The organism is Ruegeria sp. CE8 (genome assembly GCF_056537465.1).
Genome location: NZ_JBQFRP010000004.1, coordinates 50,740 through 68,707 on the forward strand (window position 1 = coordinate 50,740; position 17,968 = coordinate 68,707).

Sequence of the window (17,968 nt, forward strand, 5' to 3'; positions counted from 1 at the left end):
CACACCGCCCAACTTGATTTCCCCGACCCAGAGGACGCGACATGGCCGCCTATCAATATGTCTACCACATGCAGGGTGTCTCCAAGACCTATCCCGGTGGCAAGAAGTGCTTTGAAAACATCCACCTCAGCTTTCTGCCCGGCGTAAAAATCGGTGTCGTCGGCGTCAACGGCGCCGGTAAATCCACGCTGATGAAGATCATGGCGGGCCTCGACACCGATTTCACTGGTGAGGCATGGGCGGCTGAGGGCGCCAAGGTCGGCTATCTGCCGCAGGAACCGCAGCTGGATGAATCGCTGACCGTCCGCGAAAACGTCATGCTGGGCGTGGCGGCGAAGAAGGCCAAGGTCGACCGGTTTAATGAGATCGCCATGGAGATCGCCGAAAACTACTCGGACGAGCTGATGGAGGAGATGACCACCCTGCAGGACGCCATCGACGCCGAGAACCTTTGGGACCTAGACAGCCAGATCGACGTTAGCATGGAGGCGCTGCGCTGCCCACCGGATGAGGCCAACATCGCCAACCTCTCAGGTGGTGAGAAACGCCGCGTGGCGCTCTGCAAACTGCTGCTCGAAGCGCCCGACATGCTGCTCTTGGACGAACCGACCAACCACCTGGACGCCGAGACCATCGCCTGGTTGCAACAGCACCTGATCGACTACAAGGGCACCATCCTAATCGTCACCCACGACCGCTATTTCCTGGATGACATCACCGGCTGGATTCTGGAACTCGACCGCGGCCGCGGTATTCCTTACGAGGGCAACTATTCCGCATGGCTGGAACAAAAGGCCAAACGGCTTGAGCAGGAAGCCCGCGAGGACAAGTCCAAGCAGAAGACCCTGCAACGTGAATTGGAATGGATGCGTCAGGGCCAGAAAGCCCGTCAGGCCAAATCCAAAGCCCGGATCAACGCCTATAACGAACTGGCCGAGCAGTCCGAGCGCGAAAAGCTGACCCGCGCCCAGATCGTCATCCCCAACGGCCAGCGCCTTGGTGGCAAGGTGATCGAGGTTGAGGGCCTATCGAAACACATGGGCGACAAGCAACTGATCGAAGGGCTGGACTTCGCCCTGCCCCCCGGCGGCATTGTCGGCGTCATCGGCCCGAACGGTGCCGGTAAATCGACCCTGTTCAAGATGCTGACTGGCCAAGAACAGCCCGACGGCGGCACCATCACGCTGGGCGACACGGTTGAGCTGTCTTATGTCGACCAGTCCCGCGACGACCTGAAAGACAACGACACCGTGTGGGAAGCGATCACCGGCGGCGCCGAGATAATCCAGCTGGGTGACGCGCAGGTCAATTCCCGCGCCTATTGCTCGTCCTTCAACTTCAAGGGCGGCGATCAGCAGAAGAAGGTCTCGCTGCTGTCAGGCGGTGAGCGCAACCGCGTCCACATGGCCCGTCTGCTGAAAGAGGGCGGCAACGTCCTGCTGCTCGACGAACCGACCAACGATTTGGACGTCGAAACCCTGCGCGCGCTGGAAGACGCGCTGGTCGATTTCGCTGGCTGCGCCGTGGTCATCTCGCACGACCGCTTCTTCCTCGACCGGATCTGCACGCATATTCTGGCCTTTGAGGGCGATGCCCATGTAGAGTGGTTCGAGGGCAACTTCGAAGATTACGAAGAGGACAAAAAGCGCCGTCTGGGACCGGACGCGCTGGAGCCCAAGCGGTTGAAGCATAAGAAATTTGCACGGTGAGCAATTGCGCCAACGATTCGGCAGTGAATTCTCCTTTTCGCAGTCTTGATACTTAAGAGCACAACTTGGAGTATTTTGCTTGCCGTCTAAGACTATCGCAAAAGCGCTGACATTCCTATTCTTAGCATCCTCGGGACGGGCGGAAACGTTGCTCGTTCCGGCGATTCCGGACGGTCTGGCGAATGCGACTGCGGTGTTTGACTCTTTAGTATTATATAACGGCGAGGCTGTAGGAAAATCCCCGCAGCTTTACTGGGGAGAAGTGCTTGGGAAGAGATTCATGGCACAGTTCGGAGCGCCGCCTGCCAAACGCATGTTTCCAATGACCATCGCGGTCGATGAGTTGCCTGAGCCGGTGGTTCACTTGCTCGCAAATACACTGACTGCAGATCATTGCTCAAAAGCTGAACTCAGTGGAATCAACGTTGACTGGGCGGATACTGCAATTCGTTTTGAGGGTGAACCGTTCGACGGTGGCTGGTCAGTGAAAACAGCGTGTAGAGAAAAGTTAGAATTGGAATGAGGGGCATGGGCTAGGAAATCCTTAACAAACTTCCCCTTGCCACATCCCCACCCCGATGCCATATCAATGGCGCTTACGTTTTTCTATTTCGACCCACTGTCCCCGATTCCGGCGCTCAGTCTATCGATCCAGACAACGACGCCGGGCTGCCGCAACACCGTGGGCAGCGCTAAACAGGAGACAACGGATATGCCCGCAGGCACCGTAAAATGGTTCAACACCACCAAAGGCTACGGCTTTATCGCACCCGAAGATGGCGGCAAGGACGTGTTCGTACACATCTCGTCCGTCGAGCGTTCGGGCCTGACCGGTCTGGCCGACAACCAGAAAGTCACATACGAGCTGCGCTCGGGTCGTGACGGCCGCGAAAGCGCGGACAATATCGAACTGGCATAAGTTCATGAAAGGGCAGAGGTTTCCTCTGCCCTTTTCTTTTTAGGCAGGGCACAGCTGCAACAGAAGTGTGTCCCCACGATTACATCACAAATCAGTTACTCTCCCCCAATGATTGACCAGATCGGTTATCATTCCGACACTGGTTTACGATTTTTCTGTTGTCCTCAAGAGAACCGATATGTTCACACGCCGCACTTTCCTTGCAGCTTCCGCAGTAGCGGGCCTGACGCCCGGCATCGCTCTGGCGAAGACGAAAGCTGTTGAATACGACCCCACACCGCAGTTTGTCCGGGTCAAAAAGCAGTTCCAGCCGGGACAGCTCCTCGTGGCACCCCGGTCGTTTTACCTCTACCTGATTACCGAACCTCGCAAGGCAATCCGGTACGGATGCGGCGTTGGAAAGGCCGGATTGGAGTTCACCGGCACGGCCACGATCGACGTCAAGAAAGAGTGGCCGACATGGCGGCCTACCGACGAGATGATCGAGCGGGAGCCGATCACCTATGCCCGATTCAAGGACAATGACTATGTCCAGCCCGGCGGAGATGATAACCCACTCGGAGCGCGTGCGCTGTACCTGTTTCAGAATGGCGTCGATACCTATTTCCGCATCCATGGAACAACGCAGCCGCAGACCATCGGACGCGCAGCCTCAAACGGGTGTATTCGAATGCTGAACGCGCATGTGATTGACCTTTACGCGCGGGTGCCGATCGGAACGGTTGTCACGGTGGTCTGACGCCCTCAGGGTCCGGACCAGTCGACGTCTGTCGCCTCTTCGATATGCAGCAATCCGTCAGGCCAGGGCAGTGTCAATGCCTTGGCCTGTTCTTCGGAACCGGTAAGCCAGGTCTGAACACCAGCGCGGTCCAGCAGGACTCCCATCCGGTGATGAATGGGTTCCACATCTGCATTCGGGGCGCATGTTACGGCAGCGAACTGGTCGACGTGCAGACCACCCGGAGCGTTCCATCTGTCGGTAATCGCCGCAAAGAACAGAGGTGAGCCATCTGCCGCTTTGATCCGCCACGCGGTTTTGCGGCGTTTGTCACCGGTCCACTCATACCACCCGTCCACCGGCACCACCGCGCGGCCAACGCCCTCGAAGGCCGTCTTGTCAAAGACAGTCTCGGATCGGGCATTGATGATGGTTTCCATCACGGGTCGCCCGCGGGCATTTACGCGGCCGACGGGGATCATACCCCAGCGCATTGGTTTAAACCCAGCCTCCGTCAGTACAATCACTTCCTGGCCTGGCTGTATGTTTCGACGCGGTGGTTGAGGGCCGATACCGTTCGGGATGTTCAGCATTTGGGCAATCTCGGACATGGGTCGTGTCAGGAAAAATCGCCCCGGCATTGCTCAATCCTGCCCGGCAGACGCATCGACCAGCTCCAATACAGAAGGGCCGAGCGCTTCTACGATCAGCGCGACACCTGCTTTGTTCGGGTGGATACCGTCAGGTTGCATGAAAGGCCTTACTGCGCTGGGATCACCGTTCGATTGTAACCCTTCGAAGAAGCTTTCCGCAAACAGCACCTGAAACTCTTGTGCTAACTCCGGGTACATCGCATCAAAGGCTTGTTTGTAATCGGTGCCATAGTTTCCCGGTGCCTGCATTCCGATCAACAGAACCTCAACATCAGCCATACGCGCAGTTTTGACGATTGTCTGCAGGTTGGCGCGCGATAGGGCTGGATCTATCCCCCTCAGCAGATCGTTCCCGCCCAGCGCCACGATCATTCCATCCACATCGGGCGTCAGTGTCCAGTCCACACGCGCAGCGCCACCGGCAGTTGTATCCCCGGAAACGCCGGCATTGATCAGGCGTACATCCGCACCCTGATCTTTCAGCCATTGATCCAACTGAGGGACAAAACCATCCTGTTCCGGTAGTCCGTAGCCCTGAGTGAGCGAATCTCCAAGTGCCGCAATGACCACTGGCTCCGCTGTGGCGGCAAAGCCGCAACACACAAACAGTACCGACATCAAGGCCTTGCGCATTTTGCGAACCGCTCCATATCCCAATTGACCGCCCCCTCTTGGAAAGATCTATGACGACACCTGTTCTTTCGCTTAAAAATGCCGCTTTGTCGCTGGATGGCAATGCTGGTCGGGTGAATATCCTGCATGACATTACCCTGACCGTGCAAAAGGGCGAAACGCTGGGGCTGGTCGGGCCGTCAGGATCGGGCAAATCCTCGCTATTGATGCTGATGGGCGGTTTGGAACAGGCGACCGGTGGCAAGATCACAGCCCTTGGTCACAACCTGACCGAAATGGACGAAGACGCTCTGGCGCGTTTCCGGCGCAACGCGATGGGGGTGGTGTTCCAGAATTTCCACCTGATCCCAACCATGACCGCGCTTGAAAACGTGGCCACACCGTTGGAACTGGCCGGACACAAGGATGCGTTTCAACGCGCCGAGGCCGAATTGGATGCTGTAGGCCTTTCCCACCGGCGCGACCACTACCCGGCGCAATTGTCGGGTGGCGAACAACAACGTGTGGCGCTTGCCCGCGCCGCGGCGCCGCGCCCGCAGATTTTGCTGGCGGACGAGCCCACAGGAAACCTCGACGAAGCGAACGGCGCGGCCATCGTGGATTTGCTGTTTGGCCTGCGCGACAGACACGGGGCCACGCTGGTTCTGGTGACGCACAGCCACAGCCTTGCTCGCAAATGCGACCGGGTGGTCCGGTTGCGGGATGGGCGTATCGCGGAAGAAACACATCAAGAGGCTGCGGAATGAGCCTCCGCCTCGCCGGGCGTCTGGCACGCCGGGAACTGCGTGGAGGGTTGCGCGGGTTTCGCGTTTTTCTGGCCTGTCTCGCGCTTGGTGTAGCCGCGATTGCCGCCGTTGGGTCAGTCCGCCATGCGATCCAGGCGGGTTTGACCAAGGAAGGCGCGGCCCTGCTGGGCGGGGACGCTCAATTGGAGTTCACCTACCGGTTCGCAACGGATGACGAACGCGCATGGATGGACCGGACCGGGACCGATGTGTCCGAGGTGGTTGATTTCCGGTCCATGGCTGTTTTCGAACAAGGCGCCGAAGCGCAACGCGCGCTCACCCAGGTCAAGTCGGTGGATGACACATACCCCTTGTTGGGATCACCCGTTCTTGAACCTGCAATGCCGCTTTCGGACGCACTGGGCACGCATCAGGGCCTTCCCGGGGCGATTATGGACCCGTCGCTGATTGATCGGCTTGGCCTTACGGTCGGAGATCGCTTTGCCCTCGGCACGCAGGAGTTCGTTTTGACGGCGGCTCTGATCCATGAACCGGACGGGGCCGCGGACGGTTTTGGACTGGGTCCGCGCACGCTGGTCAGAACTGAGGACTTGGAGGCATCGGGTTTGTTGGCACCGGGAACGTTGTTTTCCACGAAGTACCGGTTGAACCTGTCTTCGGACACCAATCTTGAACGCCTGTCGGTTGAGGCGCAGCAGAATTTTGATGGCACCGGCATGCGCTGGACCGATGCACGAAACGGCGCGCCGGGGATCGCGGAGTTTGTTGGACGGCTCAGCGCCTTTTTGGTGCTGGTTGGACTGTCCGGTCTGGCTGTCGGCGGCATCGGCGTATCTGCCGCTGTGCGCGCCTATTTGTCTCAGAAGACGGAAACCATTGCGACGCTGCGCACTTTGGGGGCAGACAAGGCGACTATTTTTCAGACCTATATGATCCAGATCGGTGTTTTGTCGGGGATCGGCATCCTGCTTGGCGTGGCCTTGGGCGGAGCTCTGCCCCTGTTGCTCGCACCGCTGATTGAAGCCAGCCTTCCGGTACCTGCTGTATTTTCGCTGTATCCTGCGCCTCTGGCAGAAGCCGCGCTTTACGGGCTGCTTACGGCCTTTCTGTTCACGCTCTGGCCTCTCGCCCGCACCGAAGAGGTGCGCGCAGCGACCTTGTTCCGCGACGCGCTGACTTCGGCCCAGGCGCTCCCCCGAGGCGTCTATGTCATTGCGACCGGAGCGGGCTTAATCCTGCTGGTCCTATCGGCCGCCTGGTTCAGCGGCTCGGCGCGTCTGACCCTCTGGACCGCCGGCGGGCTGGCAGGCGCGCTGCTGTTGCTGTCTGTTGCCGCCTTTGCGGTGCGCAGGCTAGCGCGCATAAGCACCCCATCGGCGCGCGGACGCCCGGCCCTGCGGTGGGCTTTGTCAGCCATTTCCGACCCGCGTGAAGGCGCTGCATCTGTCGTGCTGTCTTTGGGGCTTGGGCTTTCGGTCCTGGCCGTCGTCGGTCAGATTGACGGCACCCTGCGCAACGCAATTTCCGGAAATCTACCGGATGTCGCCCCCTCTTATTTCTTCGTCGACATACAAAAGGACCAGATGCCGGGCTTTTCCGAGCGTCTGACGTCCGACCCGGCAGTCAGCCGGATCGAAAGCGCGCCGATGCTGCGCGGGATCATCACACAGATCAACGGCCGACCCGCGCGCGAGGTAGCAGGCGACCACTGGGTTCTGGATGGTGACCGGGGTGTCACCTATTCGGTCCAACCGCCCGCAAACACGCGCATTACCGCCGGAGAATGGTGGGACGAAGACTATTCAGGCGCGCCGCAAGTAAGCTTTGCGGCCGAAGAAGCTGAGGAAATGGGTCTGAAACTTGGCGACCAGCTGACAGTCAACATATTGGGGCGGGACATAACCGCAGAACTTACGTCCTTGCGCGAGGTGGATTTCTCGAACGCTGGCATGGGCTTTATCATGTCATTGAACCCGTCGGCATTGGCCGGTGCTCCGCACAGCTTCATCGCGACGGTCTATGCCGAGGAACAGGCCGAAGCCGCGATACTGCGCGATTTGGCAGGGCAATTCCCCAACATAACCGCGATCCGGGTTCGCGACGCCATTGACCGTGTGTCCGGCCTGCTGGCAGGGATAGCGGCCGCCACCTCCTATGGCGCGGGCATTTCCCTGCTGACGGGTTTCCTGGTCCTGATCGGCGCAGCCGCCGCCGGAGAGCCCGCCCGCCGGTACGAAGCCGCGATCCTCAAGACACTCGGCGCGGATCGGCGTAGAATTCTGCTCAGCTTTGCGTTGCGCGCCCTATTTCTGGGCGCTGCCGCAGGTGGCGTTGCCCTGCTTACAGGCATTCTGGGGGGCTGGGCGGTAGCCACCTATATCTTCGACACCGGGTTTTCCGTCATCTGGACGTCCGCGATCGGTATCGTATTGGCAGGCATCATCGTGACGCTCGGCGCAGGGCTGATCTTTGCATTGCGCCCCTTAGCCGTTCGTCCTGCAACTATCCTGCGCGCCAGCGATTAAGCGACGCGCGCGCAGGCGACCGGTTGCAGGATTTGCAGCAGATGATCGTTGTCGCACACAAGGGCGTCCAGGGTGATCTCGTCCAGCGAGGCGTAGAACACCTCTGCCGCGTCCTGCAGCGCCAATCGCAGACGGCAGGCGTCCGTCAACGGGCATGTGTTGTCTGCATCCGCAAAACACTCGGCCAAGGGCAGATCGCCTTCGACATGACGGAACACCGACCCGATGCGTATCTGATCAGCCGACCGGCCAAGCATCATGCCACCATTGCGTCCGCGCTGGGTGCTGAGATAGCCTAGTTGGCTAAGCTGATTGATCACTTGGGCCAGATGGTTCTCGGAAATATTGCACACTTCGGCAATTTCAGATTTCGTGACCAACCTGTCCTGATGCGCCGCGCAGTACATCAGCAAGCGCACTGCAATGTTCGTTCGTTTGGTAATCCGCATAGGGGCCTCCCTAAAATCAAGATGCGACCTTATTGCATGTCCGGCAAAAAAGCGGTTTGACATACATCAATCGTCAGGAAAGGACCGAACGGCGCATGGCAGACCCCTATTTCTTTGGTTACGGCAGCCTCGTGAACCTTGCGACCCACGACTTTCCCGACGCGCGTCCAGCCCGGTTAAAAGGATGGCGGCGCGCCTGGCGGCATACCGACCTGCGCCCGGTTGCCTTTCTGACGGCCGTGCCGGACGCAGAGTCAGAGATCGAAGGCATGATCGCCCACGTCCCCAAAAACGACTGGGCCGCATTGGACGAGCGGGAATGGGCGTATGACCGGGTCCCCGCGACTCAGTCGGTTACACACCCGTTGAAGCATGAGGTCGAAATTGCCGTCTACGCGGTGCCGCACGGCCGCCACAACGCTCCGACCAATCGCCACCCGCTTTTGCTGAGTTACATCGACGTGGTCGTTCAAGGCTATCTCCGCGCGTTTGGCGAGGACGGAGCGGATCGTTTCTTTGCCACCACCGATGGTTGGGAATCCCCGATCCTGAACGACCGCGCCGAGCCCAGATACCCGCGCCACCAGCAGTTGAAACCGACCGAGGTCGAGTACGTGGATGACCGCCTCAACCGTATCGCTGCGCGGATCGTGCAGACGGCATAGAAAAAGGCGGGATCGTTTGACCCCGCCCTTCAGCTCAATATCATTGGACGCTTAGCCGCGCGCGCGGATCACCTGCAGCAATGGCAACAAGGTAGCCATCTCAGGCCCACGCTCCATACCGGTCAGCGCCTTGCGCAGCGGCATGAACAGGCCTTTGCCTTTACGGCCCGTGGCCTCTTTCACGGCGCTGGTCCATTTGCCCCAGGTTTCGCCATCGAACGGATCGTCGGGCAGCAGGGTCATTGCCTCGGCGATAAAGTCACGATCCTCATCCGCAATCAGAGGCTCGGCCCCGTCACGGCACAGCTCCCACCAGCCCTTGAGATCGGCCAGAGTGGTGATGTTCTCACGCGCCATCGCCCAGAACGACTCGGCCAGATCAGCTGGAACGCCCGCCTCTGCCACAGCCTCGGCCACATCGGCCAGCGGTAGGGACTGCAGGTGCTTCGCGGTCAGCGGGAACAGGTCCTGAACGTCAAACTTAGTCGGCGCCGCGCCAAAGCGGTTCACGTCGAAGCCTTCGATCAGTTCTGCCATGTCGGACCGCAGCTCGACCGGATCGGACGAGCCCAAACGTGCCATCAGGCTCAGCAGCGCCATTGGCTGCACGCCCTGTTCGCGCAGATCGCGTAGGGCCAGCGTGCCAAGACGTTTCGATAGCGCCTCACCTTGCGGGCCGGTCAGCAAGGAATGGTGGGCAAAACGCGGGCAGTTGCCGCCCAGCGCTTCGATGATCTGAATCTGCGTCGCGGTGTTGGTCACGTGATCCGAGCCACGCACCACATCCGTCACGCCCATCTCGGTATCGTCAACCACGGAGGCAATCGTATAGAGAACCTGACCGTCGCCGCGGATCAGCACAGGATCAGATACCGATGCGGCGTCGATCGAGATGTCGCCCAGAATGCCGTCATTCCATTCGATCCGCTCGTGATCCAGCTTGAAGCGCCAGACACCATTGCCACGCTCGGCGCGCAGGGCCTCTTTCTCAGCGTCCGACAGGTTCAGCGCAGCCCGGTCATAAACCGGCGGCTTGCCCATGTTCAATTGCTTCTTGCGCTTCAGGTCCAGCTCGGTTGGCGTCTCGAACGCCTCATAAAACCGACCCATCTCGCGCAGCTTGTCAGCGGCTTCGGCATAGCGGTCCAGTCGATCCGACTGCCGCTCAACCCGGTCCCAGTGCAGGCCCAGCCACTCCATATCCTGTTTGATGGCGTCGACATATTCTTCCTTCGACCGTTCAGGATCGGTGTCGTCGATGCGCAGGATGAACGTGCCGCCTGCTTTGCGGGCGATCAGATAGTTCATCAGGGCGGTGCGCAGGTTGCCCACATGGATGTAACCGGTGGGCGACGGGGCAAAACGGGTGGTTGTCATAGGTGTCTCCTGTTGGCGCGGCTCTTGTCACAAAGGCGCGTTTTTGTCCAGCAGGGGTTTCAGGTCGGCTCGACGGGCCAATGTTGGTTGAGGTCTTTCAACCCGGCTCGGATCAGTTCGGAAAGAACGTCCATATCGATATCCGCCAGCTTGTTCACGTAGAGACAGGATTTGCCCAGCTTGTGCTTGCCCAATCGGGACAGGATATCCCCGAAGTCCGCGTATCCGGGCATGATATAGATCGACAATGCCGTTTTGCGCGGGGAAAAGCCGGTTGCCAGAAAGTCGCCTTCGCGCCCGGTTTTGTACCGATAGTGGTAACGGCCGTACCCAACGATTGATGTCCCCCACATCACAGGTTCAAACCCGGTGGTTTTTCGAAACAGCAAGTTTAAAGCGCACGCATCTTCCGCTTTTTTCGCGGGCTGAACGGCAGAAAGAAAGCTGTCGACACTTTGTCCGGTAGGGACGGTCTTATTCACAGATCGCGACATAAACAAAAATTAACACGTAATGTTCATCCACGCAGCCCATTTGAAAGATGTATAAACTGGCAAGAGACTTGCGCTGACCTAACTCACCTATTGGTGTTCTGACAGGGAGAACCAAAATGACCATCAAAATGACACGCCGCGCAGCCCTAGGCACCGCGGCAGCTTTGCCGTTTGCCGCAGCCGCCGCACCGGTTCTGGCGGCCGGAACTGAGACCAAGGCAAACTCGACCATCGCCAAGTCCTTTAAGCTGGGCGATTTTACCGTAACCACTCTGCTGGATGGCAGCCTGCCCCGCGACGGAGCGCAGGAGATCTTTGGTGGTGGCGCTTCGGACGAAGACTTTGCGAAAGTGTCGGCGGATAACTTTATCTCACCGGATGTCGCGCAATTCTTCTTTACCCCGACACTCGTCAACACCGGGTCAGAGCTGGTTCTGTTCGACACAGGGCTGGGACAAGGCGGTATCCAGGCAGCACTGGCGGATGCCGGTGTCACCCCGGATCAGATTAATGTTGTCGTCATCACCCATATGCATCCCGATCATATTGGCGGCATGACCACCAATGATGCGCCGACCTTCCCGAATGCGCGCTATGTGACAGCGTCTCCGGAATACGATTTCTGGGCAGCGCAGGACGCGGGCAATCGTGTCGGCGATCTGGTCGCAGCCAAGGTGACGCCGTTGGCCGAGAAAATGACCTTTGTGGAAGACGGTGGCGAAGTGGCATCCGGGATTACCGCTACTGCAGCTTACGGGCACACGCCGGGTCACACCGTCTATCACCTGGAAAGCAACGGTCAACGCCTGGTGCTGACAGCAGACCTAGCAAACCACTATGTCTGGTCCTTTGCCCATCCGGAATGGGAGGTTCGCTTTGACATGGACAAGGCCGCAGCCACCGCATCCCGCCGCAACGTCCTGGGTATGTTGGCGGCAGACAAAGTCCCGATGATCGGCTATCACATGCCGTTCCCGGCGGCTGGCTTTGTCGAGACACGCGGCGATGGGTTCCGCTTTGTCCCGGTCAGCTATCAGATGATGGGCTGATACATCAGTAACCCGCGTCCGGCCGTACTTTTGACCCATCCGTGAAACGGGACAGGCGAAAGGCGGCCGGATCTACGCATGGCGTGGTTCCACAAACCAGATCGGCCATCAATCGGCCCGCGCCGGGACCGATGCCAAAGCCGTGACCTGAAAATCCTGTGGCAATGAACATCCCCGGAATTTCATCGACGCCAGATACGACAGGGATTGCGTCTGGCGTGACGTCGATTAAACCTGCCCAACTTTGGACAATCTCAGCCTGATCAAGTGCCGGGAAACCTTTGCGTGCATGAGCCCAAGCTTGCCTCAGGGCCTTGGCAGAGGGCTCCGGATCGAGAACGCGGCAATGCTCGAACGGTGTTACGTCAGTGGGCAGCCACGAACGGTCCTGCCCTGCCTCCGCCGCCCAGCGTTTTGAGAACCTGAAACGCAGGGATCGCCATTCCTGTCGGAATGCCGGCAGAAACTGCAACCCGAGCCGGAAACTGTCCGGCACGATGTCCACTGTGTTTTCATGTCCCGACGCAATGGTATAGCCGCCATCGGCCCTCTTCCGTATCGCGAAATCGCTGGACCACAGGGCTGTTTCGGGTCCGTCCGCTGGCGAGGTGCGCAGAACCGTATTAAGCACCTTGAGCTGCGGTAGTTCGATCCCGGCATTCCCGGCAAACAAGCGAGACCACGCGCCGCCGGCCAGAACAACACGCTCACAGGCGACCCGGCCGCGCTCGGTAAACACACCCGCGATATGACCGGCCTGAACGTCCACGCTGCGCACCGCGCAGTTGGTGACCAAAGATGCACCCTTGTCACGCGCAGCCTCGGCGATTGCGGGGGCCGCCCATTGCGGCTCAGCCCTACCGTCCTGAGGCATAAACAGGGCACAGTCCAATTCAGTTCGGTTCCCGGGCAGCAGAGCCTCCAACTCAGCGCCTGACACCATCTTCGCACCGGTTTGCAACCCGTCCACGTGACACGCCCAGCGCTCCAAGTTTTTCTGATCTCGTGCGCCAGAGGCCCCGAATAATATACCAGAGCGTCTAAAGCCGGTCTTTCGGCCGATGCGGTGATCCAGGTTTTCCCAAATGTTCTGGGCCTCAAGAACCAATGGAATTTCACGCGGGTCACGCATACCCAAACGGACCCAGCCCCAATTCCTGGAACTCTGCTCGCCCGCAATCTGGCCCTTTTCGCACAAAAGAACGGACGCGCCCCGTTCTGACAGTTCCAGCGCGGTGGCGGCACCAATAATTCCCCCGCCGATAACAACGACATCAACAGCTTTGGGCAGGTGAAGATCAGGTTCTACGGGGGTTGGCTTTGGGCCGGGCATCTACCGCTCTTACTTCATTGCTCGGACCGCAATGAATGCCCGGTATCCGCCCTTAGGCAACACGTCGGACGACGTGAGTTTCACAATTTTCAGAAGCTGTGGCCATAGTGCCAGAATGGACCCGAACACTATTTGGCCAACTGAGTCGGGCGGTTATGCGGCACCGCACAGTTCAGCCCATTTTTGGCGCAGAGTGGCTGCAAGCCCAGCCTCATTGCCCGAGGTTTCTTCGTTCAAGCTTTCCTGTGAAGGTAGTTCCGGAAGAACCGAAGAGGTTGCCGGTTCGCGCTGCGTCTTTTGCGGCTCTGACGGCGCCTCGGCCCCCATCAGATCGGCAATCGCAGAATCGAGTTTGCTTTCGTTCAGTTCGCGTCCCTCAGACTCCATGGTTTTCCACGGCAATGGCGAGTGGAGAGACCTATCGTATTGCTCACGCATTTTCACACCAAATCGTTAACACAGACACCCAGCTACTGATGCGACACACGCGACCCGGAACAGGGGCACCGAGCCATTTCAAATGCGCCGCATCTGCCCCACTTGAGGCGGCAATTAAGCTAAAATGTGGCAGAAAAATGTCATACTTTCAAGCGCGTTGCGCCGCGGGCGGTAAATTCACAAAAGCATTGTAAGCACATCAAAAACAATGCGCGCACACAGGATCATTTTGCGAATTTCAGAAACTTAGAAAAACTCTGCGCTGCCGCGTCCGGATTCGGTTCAGGATCGATCCCGCCAACGGTTTACGATCGGGTATCTGCGGTCCAGCCAGAACGCCCGCTTGGTCAGACGTGTCCCGGGCGCGGACTGAAAGCGTTTGTACTCGCTGATATAAATCAGGTGTTCAACGCGGCGGGCAACATCGGCGTCGAACCCGGCCGCTTCGCAATCAGCGATCGAACCGTCGCGGTCGACCAGAATTTCCAGAATGGCGTCCAGCTCGGGATAATCCGGAAGGCTATCGCTGTCCTTCTGATCTTCGCGCAGTTCGGCACTGGGTGGCTTGTCGATGACCGAAGGGCGGATCACCTCGCCTTCAGGGCCCATCATCCAGTCGCGGTGATTGGCGTTGCGCCAGCGGCAAGTTTCAAACACGCGAGTCTTGTACAGGTCCTTGATCGGGTTATAGCCGCCATTCATGTCGCCATAAATCGTGGCATACCCGACTGCGACCTCGGATTTGTTGCCCGTGGTCAGCAGCATCTCGCCGAATTTGTTGGAGATCGCCATCAACAGCAATCCGCGCAGGCGGGACTGGATGTTTTCCTCGGTCAAGTCCGCGTCACGCCCGGCGAACAGGCTGGCCAGAGTGTCGGTAACCGCCGCTCGGCTGTCCGAGATCGGCACGTAGTCGTAATGCACGCCCAGCGCCTTCACGACAGCCTCAGCGTCATCCAACGAGGCCTGGCTAGTATACTCCGACGGCAGCATCACGCAGCGGACGTTTTCAGCGCCGATGGCATCCACGGCAATGGTTGCAACCAAAGCCGAATCCACGCCACCCGACAGCCCCAACAGTGCCTTTTTGAACCCGGTTTTACCCATATAGTCGCGCAGCGATTGGACCATTGCGCGATAGTCCTGCTCCCATTCATCGGGTTGCGGCACGATATCGGTCGGCACAATGCGCCAGCCACCATCACCGCGTTCCAGGTCAATCTGAGTAACGGCCTCGTCGAAAACCGGCATCCGGAACGCCATTTCACCGCCGGGGTTGAGGCCAAACGTTGCCCCATCAAAAACCTGATCGTCCTGCCCGCCAACCATGTTCAGGTAGATCAGCGGCAAACCGGTTTCAACCACACGGGCGACCATATGGTTCAGACGCACATCGTATTTATTGCGAAAGTAAGGCGAGCCATTCGGGATCAGCAGAAATTCTGCCCCGGTCTCTTCCAGCGTCTCTGCAACGTCCGGGTGCCAGCTATCTTCGCAGATCGGGCTGCCGATCCGGGAGTTCCCGACCGAGTAGGGCCCGCCCAGCGGCCCGGCATCATACAGGCGCACTTCATCGAACACTGTTTCATTCGGCAGGTGGTGCTTCAGAACCTTGCTGCCGATGCGGCCACCTTTGAGGATGAGGTAAGCATTAAAAAGATCACCGTTTTCCGCCCAGGGACCTCCAATGGCAATCGCCGGGCCATCCGCACATTGCGGCGCCAGGTTCTGAACCGCTGCCATGGCCGCCTGGTGAAACACCGGCTTCATTATCAGGTCCTGCGTATTGTAGCCGGTGATGAACATTTCCGGGAAAGCCACCAGATCAGCGCCAGCTTCTTTCCCTTGTTTCCAGGTCGCCAACGCCTTGGCCGCATTCCCTTCGATATCCCCAACAGTGGGGTTGAGTTGCGCCAGAGTGATGCGGAAACGGTTGGTCATGCTGCCCTCTTGCCCTCGTCAGTCCTATTGCCATTTAGCAGATCGCACCGCGAGTAAAAGGCAAATGCGGCAAAACACGTTGCTCTGTCCGCACGGGTATCTTAGTTTTGCGCGAACAGGTGACAACCGGGCAACGCAGGAACAACCATGAACGCTATCCGCATTTCTTTTGCCGCCACGGCGCTGGCTTTTCTGGCCGCATCCGCCTTTGCGCAGGACGGGCAGGTGATCGTTGCGGATGACGATGTCGGTGGTGTGTACGAAGGTACATTCCTGAACGGCCTGCGCCACGGCGAAGGCACCTATCGCTTGCCGAACGGGTTCGAATATGTCGGCGAGTGGGTCGAAGGCGAAATTCAGGGCAAGGGCATCGCGCGCTACGTCAATGGCTCGGTCTATGAGGGGATGTTCGCGCAGGGGCAACCCGAAGGTCAGGGCAAGATTATCTACCCGGATGGCGGCAGCTACGAAGGTGAATGGTCCAACGGCTCATTCAACGGAACCGGCGTCGCGACGTACTCGAACGGCGTCCGCTACGAAGGCAACTTCAAGGACGCGCGCTATCACGGCAAGGGTGTTCTGACCGATCCCAGCGGGTACAGCTACGATGGCGATTGGGTCGACGGCGTTAAGCATGGCAAAGGTAAAATCACCTCGGCGCAGGGCAGCGTTTACGAAGGCGACATCAAGGACGGAATGCGCGACGGACAGGGTACCCTGACTGTATCCGATGGAATGACATACACCGGCGATTGGTCCCAGGACAGCATGACCGGAAAAGGTCGCCTGTTGCAAGCCAATGGTGACCTCTACGAAGGCGATCTGATCGATGGTCGCCGACAGGGAAGTGGCAAGGCCACCTATGCCAATGGCGCGACCTATGAAGGCGAGTATTTGGATGACCGCCGCCACGGCAAAGGGCGCTTTCTGGGGACCGACGGGTTTGACTACACGGGAGAATGGAAAGACGGGCAAATCGAAGGGCTGGGTGAGGTCACCTACCCCGACGGCGCGACCTATACCGGAGATTTCAGCGCGGATCTGCCTCATGGCAAGGGCGTCCAGACCTATCCAGACGGAACAGTCTACGACGGTGAATGGACCGCCGGTATCTTTGAAGGCAATGGCAAGGCCACCTACCCCAACGGTGTCGTTTACCAAGGGCAGTTCAGAAACGGGCTGAGCCATGGCACCGGCGTTCTGACCTTTGCAAATGGCTATCGTTACGAGGGCGATTGGGTTGAAGGCGCGCGCCAGGGCAAAGGCAAAGCCAACTTCCCTGATGGAACGGTCTATGAGGGCGACTTCAAAGACGGCCAGCGCCATGGTCAGGGAACCATAAATACGCTGCGCGGCTTCACCTATACCGGTGCTTGGGCCGAAGGGAAGATCAGCGGTGAAGGGACCGCGACCTATGCCACCGGTGACGTTTATGAGGGAACCTTCCTGGATAACAAGCGGCACGGGAACGGCACAATGCGGTACGCGAATGGTCAGGAAGAAACCGGCGTTTGGGAAAACGGCGTCCTTCCGAGAGAAAACGTTACTGCACCTGAGGAAAACAACACCGAAAGCGAGCCGGAAACCCCGCCCTCTGACGGCTGACCTACTTCACCACGGTACCGGTCGACCGGCCCAGTCGAAAAACCCACCCGTATCGGCCGGGCTCAGGGCCTTTGCTACGGCTAACAGGTGTTCCGCTGCTTCATCCGGCTCAACGGCCGGGTGCCGCCCCACATATTTTTCAGTGAAAGCTGTCTGTACCGTGCCCGGATGCAGGGCCACGCAAATTGATTGCTTGTGAGTTCGGGCCAGCTCAATTGCGGATGTCCGGACAATCTGGTTCACCGCTGCCTTGGACGCCCGATAGCTGATCCAACCTCCGAGGCGGTTGTCACCAATAGACCCGACACGAGCCGACAGAACAGCAAAAACCGACCGCCGGTCACGGGGCAACAGGCGCGCGGCGTGGCCCAAAACCAAAGCAGGACCTACGGCGTTTAACGCGAACTGATCCATCATCGCCTGTGCAGATACTGATTTGATGGTCTTTTCCGGCGGCGCTCCGTTGACCTCCAAAGCTCCGGACGCAATCAGGATCAAGTCAAAAGGCCCAGCCGTCTCTGTAAGCGTCTGGTTAACGACCTCGGGGTTGGTCAGGTCAAAGCTGTCCTGCGATCTCGACAAGCGAGTGACCGCAACCGACTGCCGTTCGAGGTTTTCACAAATTGCGCCCCCTATTCCGCCCGATGCTCCGATGATGAGTGCAGTTTTCATACAGAATGAACTAGCCGCCGGGATGTCGCGATCAACGCCCGC

Annotated in this window: 18 protein-coding genes; 9 read left to right on the forward strand and 9 right to left on the reverse strand. The window is 58.9% G+C overall.

What is annotated here, in order from left to right:
• Positions 1-41: 41 nt before the first annotated feature.
• The 4 genes from ettA (at position 42) to ACR0AA_RS08720 (ending at position 3,367) form a co-directional block, all read left to right on the forward strand.
• Complete coding sequence (gene ettA, locus ACR0AA_RS08705) at positions 42-1,709, forward strand: energy-dependent translational throttle protein EttA (protein WP_480663991.1); 1,668 nt, start codon at positions 42-44, stop codon at positions 1,707-1,709.
• Between the two features lie 79 nt (positions 1,710-1,788).
• Complete coding sequence (locus tag ACR0AA_RS08710) at positions 1,789-2,232, forward strand: hypothetical protein (protein WP_480663993.1); 444 nt, start codon at positions 1,789-1,791, stop codon at positions 2,230-2,232.
• Between the two features lie 189 nt (positions 2,233-2,421).
• Positions 2,422-2,628: a cold-shock protein gene (locus ACR0AA_RS08715; protein ID WP_155149991.1), complete on the forward strand. Its 207-nt coding sequence runs from the start codon at positions 2,422-2,424 to the stop codon at positions 2,626-2,628.
• A 178-nt stretch (positions 2,629-2,806) separates the two neighbouring features.
• On the forward strand, positions 2,807-3,367 hold the full coding sequence (locus ACR0AA_RS08720; protein ID WP_480663995.1) for a L,D-transpeptidase: 561 nt from the start codon (positions 2,807-2,809) through the stop codon (positions 3,365-3,367).
• A 5-nt stretch (positions 3,368-3,372) separates the two neighbouring features.
• Here ACR0AA_RS08720 and ACR0AA_RS08725 read toward each other — a convergent pair whose 3' ends face one another.
• On the reverse strand, positions 3,373-3,987 hold the full coding sequence (locus ACR0AA_RS08725) for an SOS response-associated peptidase (protein WP_480663997.1): 615 nt from the start codon (positions 3,985-3,987) through the stop codon (positions 3,373-3,375).
• A gap of 3 nt (positions 3,988-3,990) precedes the next feature.
• Positions 3,991-4,617, reverse strand: coding sequence for an arylesterase (locus ACR0AA_RS08730; RefSeq protein ID WP_480755851.1), 627 nt, complete (start codon positions 4,615-4,617; stop codon positions 3,991-3,993).
• Positions 4,618-4,682: 65 nt separating this feature from the next.
• On the opposite strand from ACR0AA_RS08730, the gene ACR0AA_RS08735 reads away from it, so the two are divergent.
• Positions 4,683-5,378: an ABC transporter ATP-binding protein gene (locus ACR0AA_RS08735; protein WP_480664001.1), complete on the forward strand. Its 696-nt coding sequence runs from the start codon at positions 4,683-4,685 to the stop codon at positions 5,376-5,378.
• The gene (locus ACR0AA_RS08740) at positions 5,375-7,903 is read left to right on the forward strand and encodes an ABC transporter permease (RefSeq protein ID WP_480664003.1); all 2,529 of its coding nucleotides are present in this window, start codon (positions 5,375-5,377) and stop codon (positions 7,901-7,903) included. Before ACR0AA_RS08735 ends, ACR0AA_RS08740 begins: the two co-directional genes overlap by 4 nt.
• Here the strand turns inward: ACR0AA_RS08740 and ACR0AA_RS08745 are convergent.
• Entirely contained in the window at positions 7,900-8,352 is a 453-nt protein-coding gene (locus ACR0AA_RS08745; RefSeq protein ID WP_480664005.1) for an RrF2 family transcriptional regulator, read from the reverse strand. The genes ACR0AA_RS08740 and ACR0AA_RS08745 overlap by 4 nt on opposite strands.
• 95 nt (positions 8,353-8,447) lie before the next feature.
• On the opposite strand from ACR0AA_RS08745, the gene ACR0AA_RS08750 reads away from it, so the two are divergent.
• Entirely contained in the window at positions 8,448-9,017 is a 570-nt protein-coding gene (locus tag ACR0AA_RS08750; protein ID WP_480664007.1) for a gamma-glutamylcyclotransferase family protein, read from the forward strand.
• 51 nt (positions 9,018-9,068) lie between these two features.
• Here ACR0AA_RS08750 and gltX read toward each other — a convergent pair whose 3' ends face one another.
• Together gltX and ACR0AA_RS08760 are read right to left on the reverse strand one after the other, a co-directional pair.
• Entirely contained in the window at positions 9,069-10,394 is a 1,326-nt protein-coding gene (gene gltX, locus ACR0AA_RS08755; protein ID WP_480664009.1) for a glutamate--tRNA ligase, read from the reverse strand.
• Between the two features lie 59 nt (positions 10,395-10,453).
• On the reverse strand, positions 10,454-10,888 hold the full coding sequence (locus tag ACR0AA_RS08760) for a DUF1801 domain-containing protein (RefSeq protein WP_480664011.1): 435 nt from the start codon (positions 10,886-10,888) through the stop codon (positions 10,454-10,456).
• Positions 10,889-11,004: 116 nt separating this feature from the next.
• On the opposite strand from ACR0AA_RS08760, the gene ACR0AA_RS08765 reads away from it, so the two are divergent.
• A complete protein-coding gene (locus tag ACR0AA_RS08765; RefSeq protein ID WP_480755852.1) occupies positions 11,005-11,937 on the forward strand; it encodes an MBL fold metallo-hydrolase in 933 nt (310 codons plus the stop codon).
• A gap of 4 nt (positions 11,938-11,941) precedes the next feature.
• On the opposite strand, the gene ACR0AA_RS08770 is transcribed toward ACR0AA_RS08765, so the two are convergent.
• From ACR0AA_RS08770 to ACR0AA_RS08780, 3 genes are all read right to left on the reverse strand, one after another.
• Positions 11,942-13,270: an NAD(P)/FAD-dependent oxidoreductase gene (locus ACR0AA_RS08770; RefSeq protein ID WP_480664015.1), complete on the reverse strand. Its 1,329-nt coding sequence runs from the start codon at positions 13,268-13,270 to the stop codon at positions 11,942-11,944.
• A gap of 153 nt (positions 13,271-13,423) precedes the next feature.
• Entirely contained in the window at positions 13,424-13,657 is a 234-nt protein-coding gene (locus ACR0AA_RS08775; RefSeq protein WP_480664017.1) for a hypothetical protein, read from the reverse strand.
• 333 nt (positions 13,658-13,990) lie between these two features.
• The gene (locus ACR0AA_RS08780; RefSeq protein WP_480755853.1) at positions 13,991-15,649 is read right to left on the reverse strand and encodes an NAD+ synthase; all 1,659 of its coding nucleotides are present in this window, start codon (positions 15,647-15,649) and stop codon (positions 13,991-13,993) included.
• 147 nt (positions 15,650-15,796) lie between these two features.
• Here ACR0AA_RS08780 and ACR0AA_RS08785 point away from each other — a divergent pair, with 147 nt between their 5' ends.
• Complete coding sequence (locus tag ACR0AA_RS08785; protein ID WP_480755854.1) at positions 15,797-17,254, forward strand: MORN repeat-containing protein; 1,458 nt, start codon at positions 15,797-15,799, stop codon at positions 17,252-17,254.
• 6 nt (positions 17,255-17,260) lie between these two features.
• Here ACR0AA_RS08785 and ACR0AA_RS08790 read toward each other — a convergent pair whose 3' ends face one another.
• Complete coding sequence (locus ACR0AA_RS08790; protein WP_480755855.1) at positions 17,261-17,926, reverse strand: SDR family NAD(P)-dependent oxidoreductase; 666 nt, start codon at positions 17,924-17,926, stop codon at positions 17,261-17,263.
• Between the last annotated feature and the right edge of the window lie 42 nt (positions 17,927-17,968).

Coding starts and splice junctions, on each gene's coding strand:
- ettA (WP_480663991.1), top strand. CDS start 42: ATGGCCGCCTATCAATATGTCTACCACATGCAGGGTGTCTCCAAGACC.
- ACR0AA_RS08715 (WP_155149991.1), top strand. CDS start 2,422: ATGCCCGCAGGCACCGTAAAATGGTTCAACACCACCAAAGGCTACGGC.
- ACR0AA_RS08720 (WP_480663995.1), top strand. CDS start 2,807: ATGTTCACACGCCGCACTTTCCTTGCAGCTTCCGCAGTAGCGGGCCTG.
- ACR0AA_RS08725 (WP_480663997.1), bottom strand. CDS start 3,987: ATGCCGGGGCGATTTTTCCTGACACGACCCATGTCCGAGATTGCCCAA.
- ACR0AA_RS08730 (WP_480755851.1), bottom strand. CDS start 4,617: ATGTCGGTACTGTTTGTGTGTTGCGGCTTTGCCGCCACAGCGGAGCCA.
- ACR0AA_RS08735 (WP_480664001.1), top strand. CDS start 4,683: ATGACGACACCTGTTCTTTCGCTTAAAAATGCCGCTTTGTCGCTGGAT.
- ACR0AA_RS08740 (WP_480664003.1), top strand. CDS start 5,375: ATGAGCCTCCGCCTCGCCGGGCGTCTGGCACGCCGGGAACTGCGTGGA.
- ACR0AA_RS08745 (WP_480664005.1), bottom strand. CDS start 8,352: ATGCGGATTACCAAACGAACGAACATTGCAGTGCGCTTGCTGATGTAC.
- ACR0AA_RS08750 (WP_480664007.1), top strand. CDS start 8,448: ATGGCAGACCCCTATTTCTTTGGTTACGGCAGCCTCGTGAACCTTGCG.
- gltX (WP_480664009.1), bottom strand. CDS start 10,394: ATGACAACCACCCGTTTTGCCCCGTCGCCCACCGGTTACATCCATGTG.
- ACR0AA_RS08760 (WP_480664011.1), bottom strand. CDS start 10,888: ATGTCGCGATCTGTGAATAAGACCGTCCCTACCGGACAAAGTGTCGAC.
- ACR0AA_RS08765 (WP_480755852.1), top strand. CDS start 11,005: ATGACCATCAAAATGACACGCCGCGCAGCCCTAGGCACCGCGGCAGCT.
- ACR0AA_RS08770 (WP_480664015.1), bottom strand. CDS start 13,270: ATGCCCGGCCCAAAGCCAACCCCCGTAGAACCTGATCTTCACCTGCCC.
- ACR0AA_RS08775 (WP_480664017.1), bottom strand. CDS start 13,657: ATGGAGTCTGAGGGACGCGAACTGAACGAAAGCAAACTCGATTCTGCG.
- ACR0AA_RS08780 (WP_480755853.1), bottom strand. CDS start 15,649: ATGACCAACCGTTTCCGCATCACTCTGGCGCAACTCAACCCCACTGTT.
- ACR0AA_RS08785 (WP_480755854.1), top strand. CDS start 15,797: ATGAACGCTATCCGCATTTCTTTTGCCGCCACGGCGCTGGCTTTTCTG.
- ACR0AA_RS08790 (WP_480755855.1), bottom strand. CDS start 17,926: ATGAAAACTGCACTCATCATCGGAGCATCGGGCGGAATAGGGGGCGCA.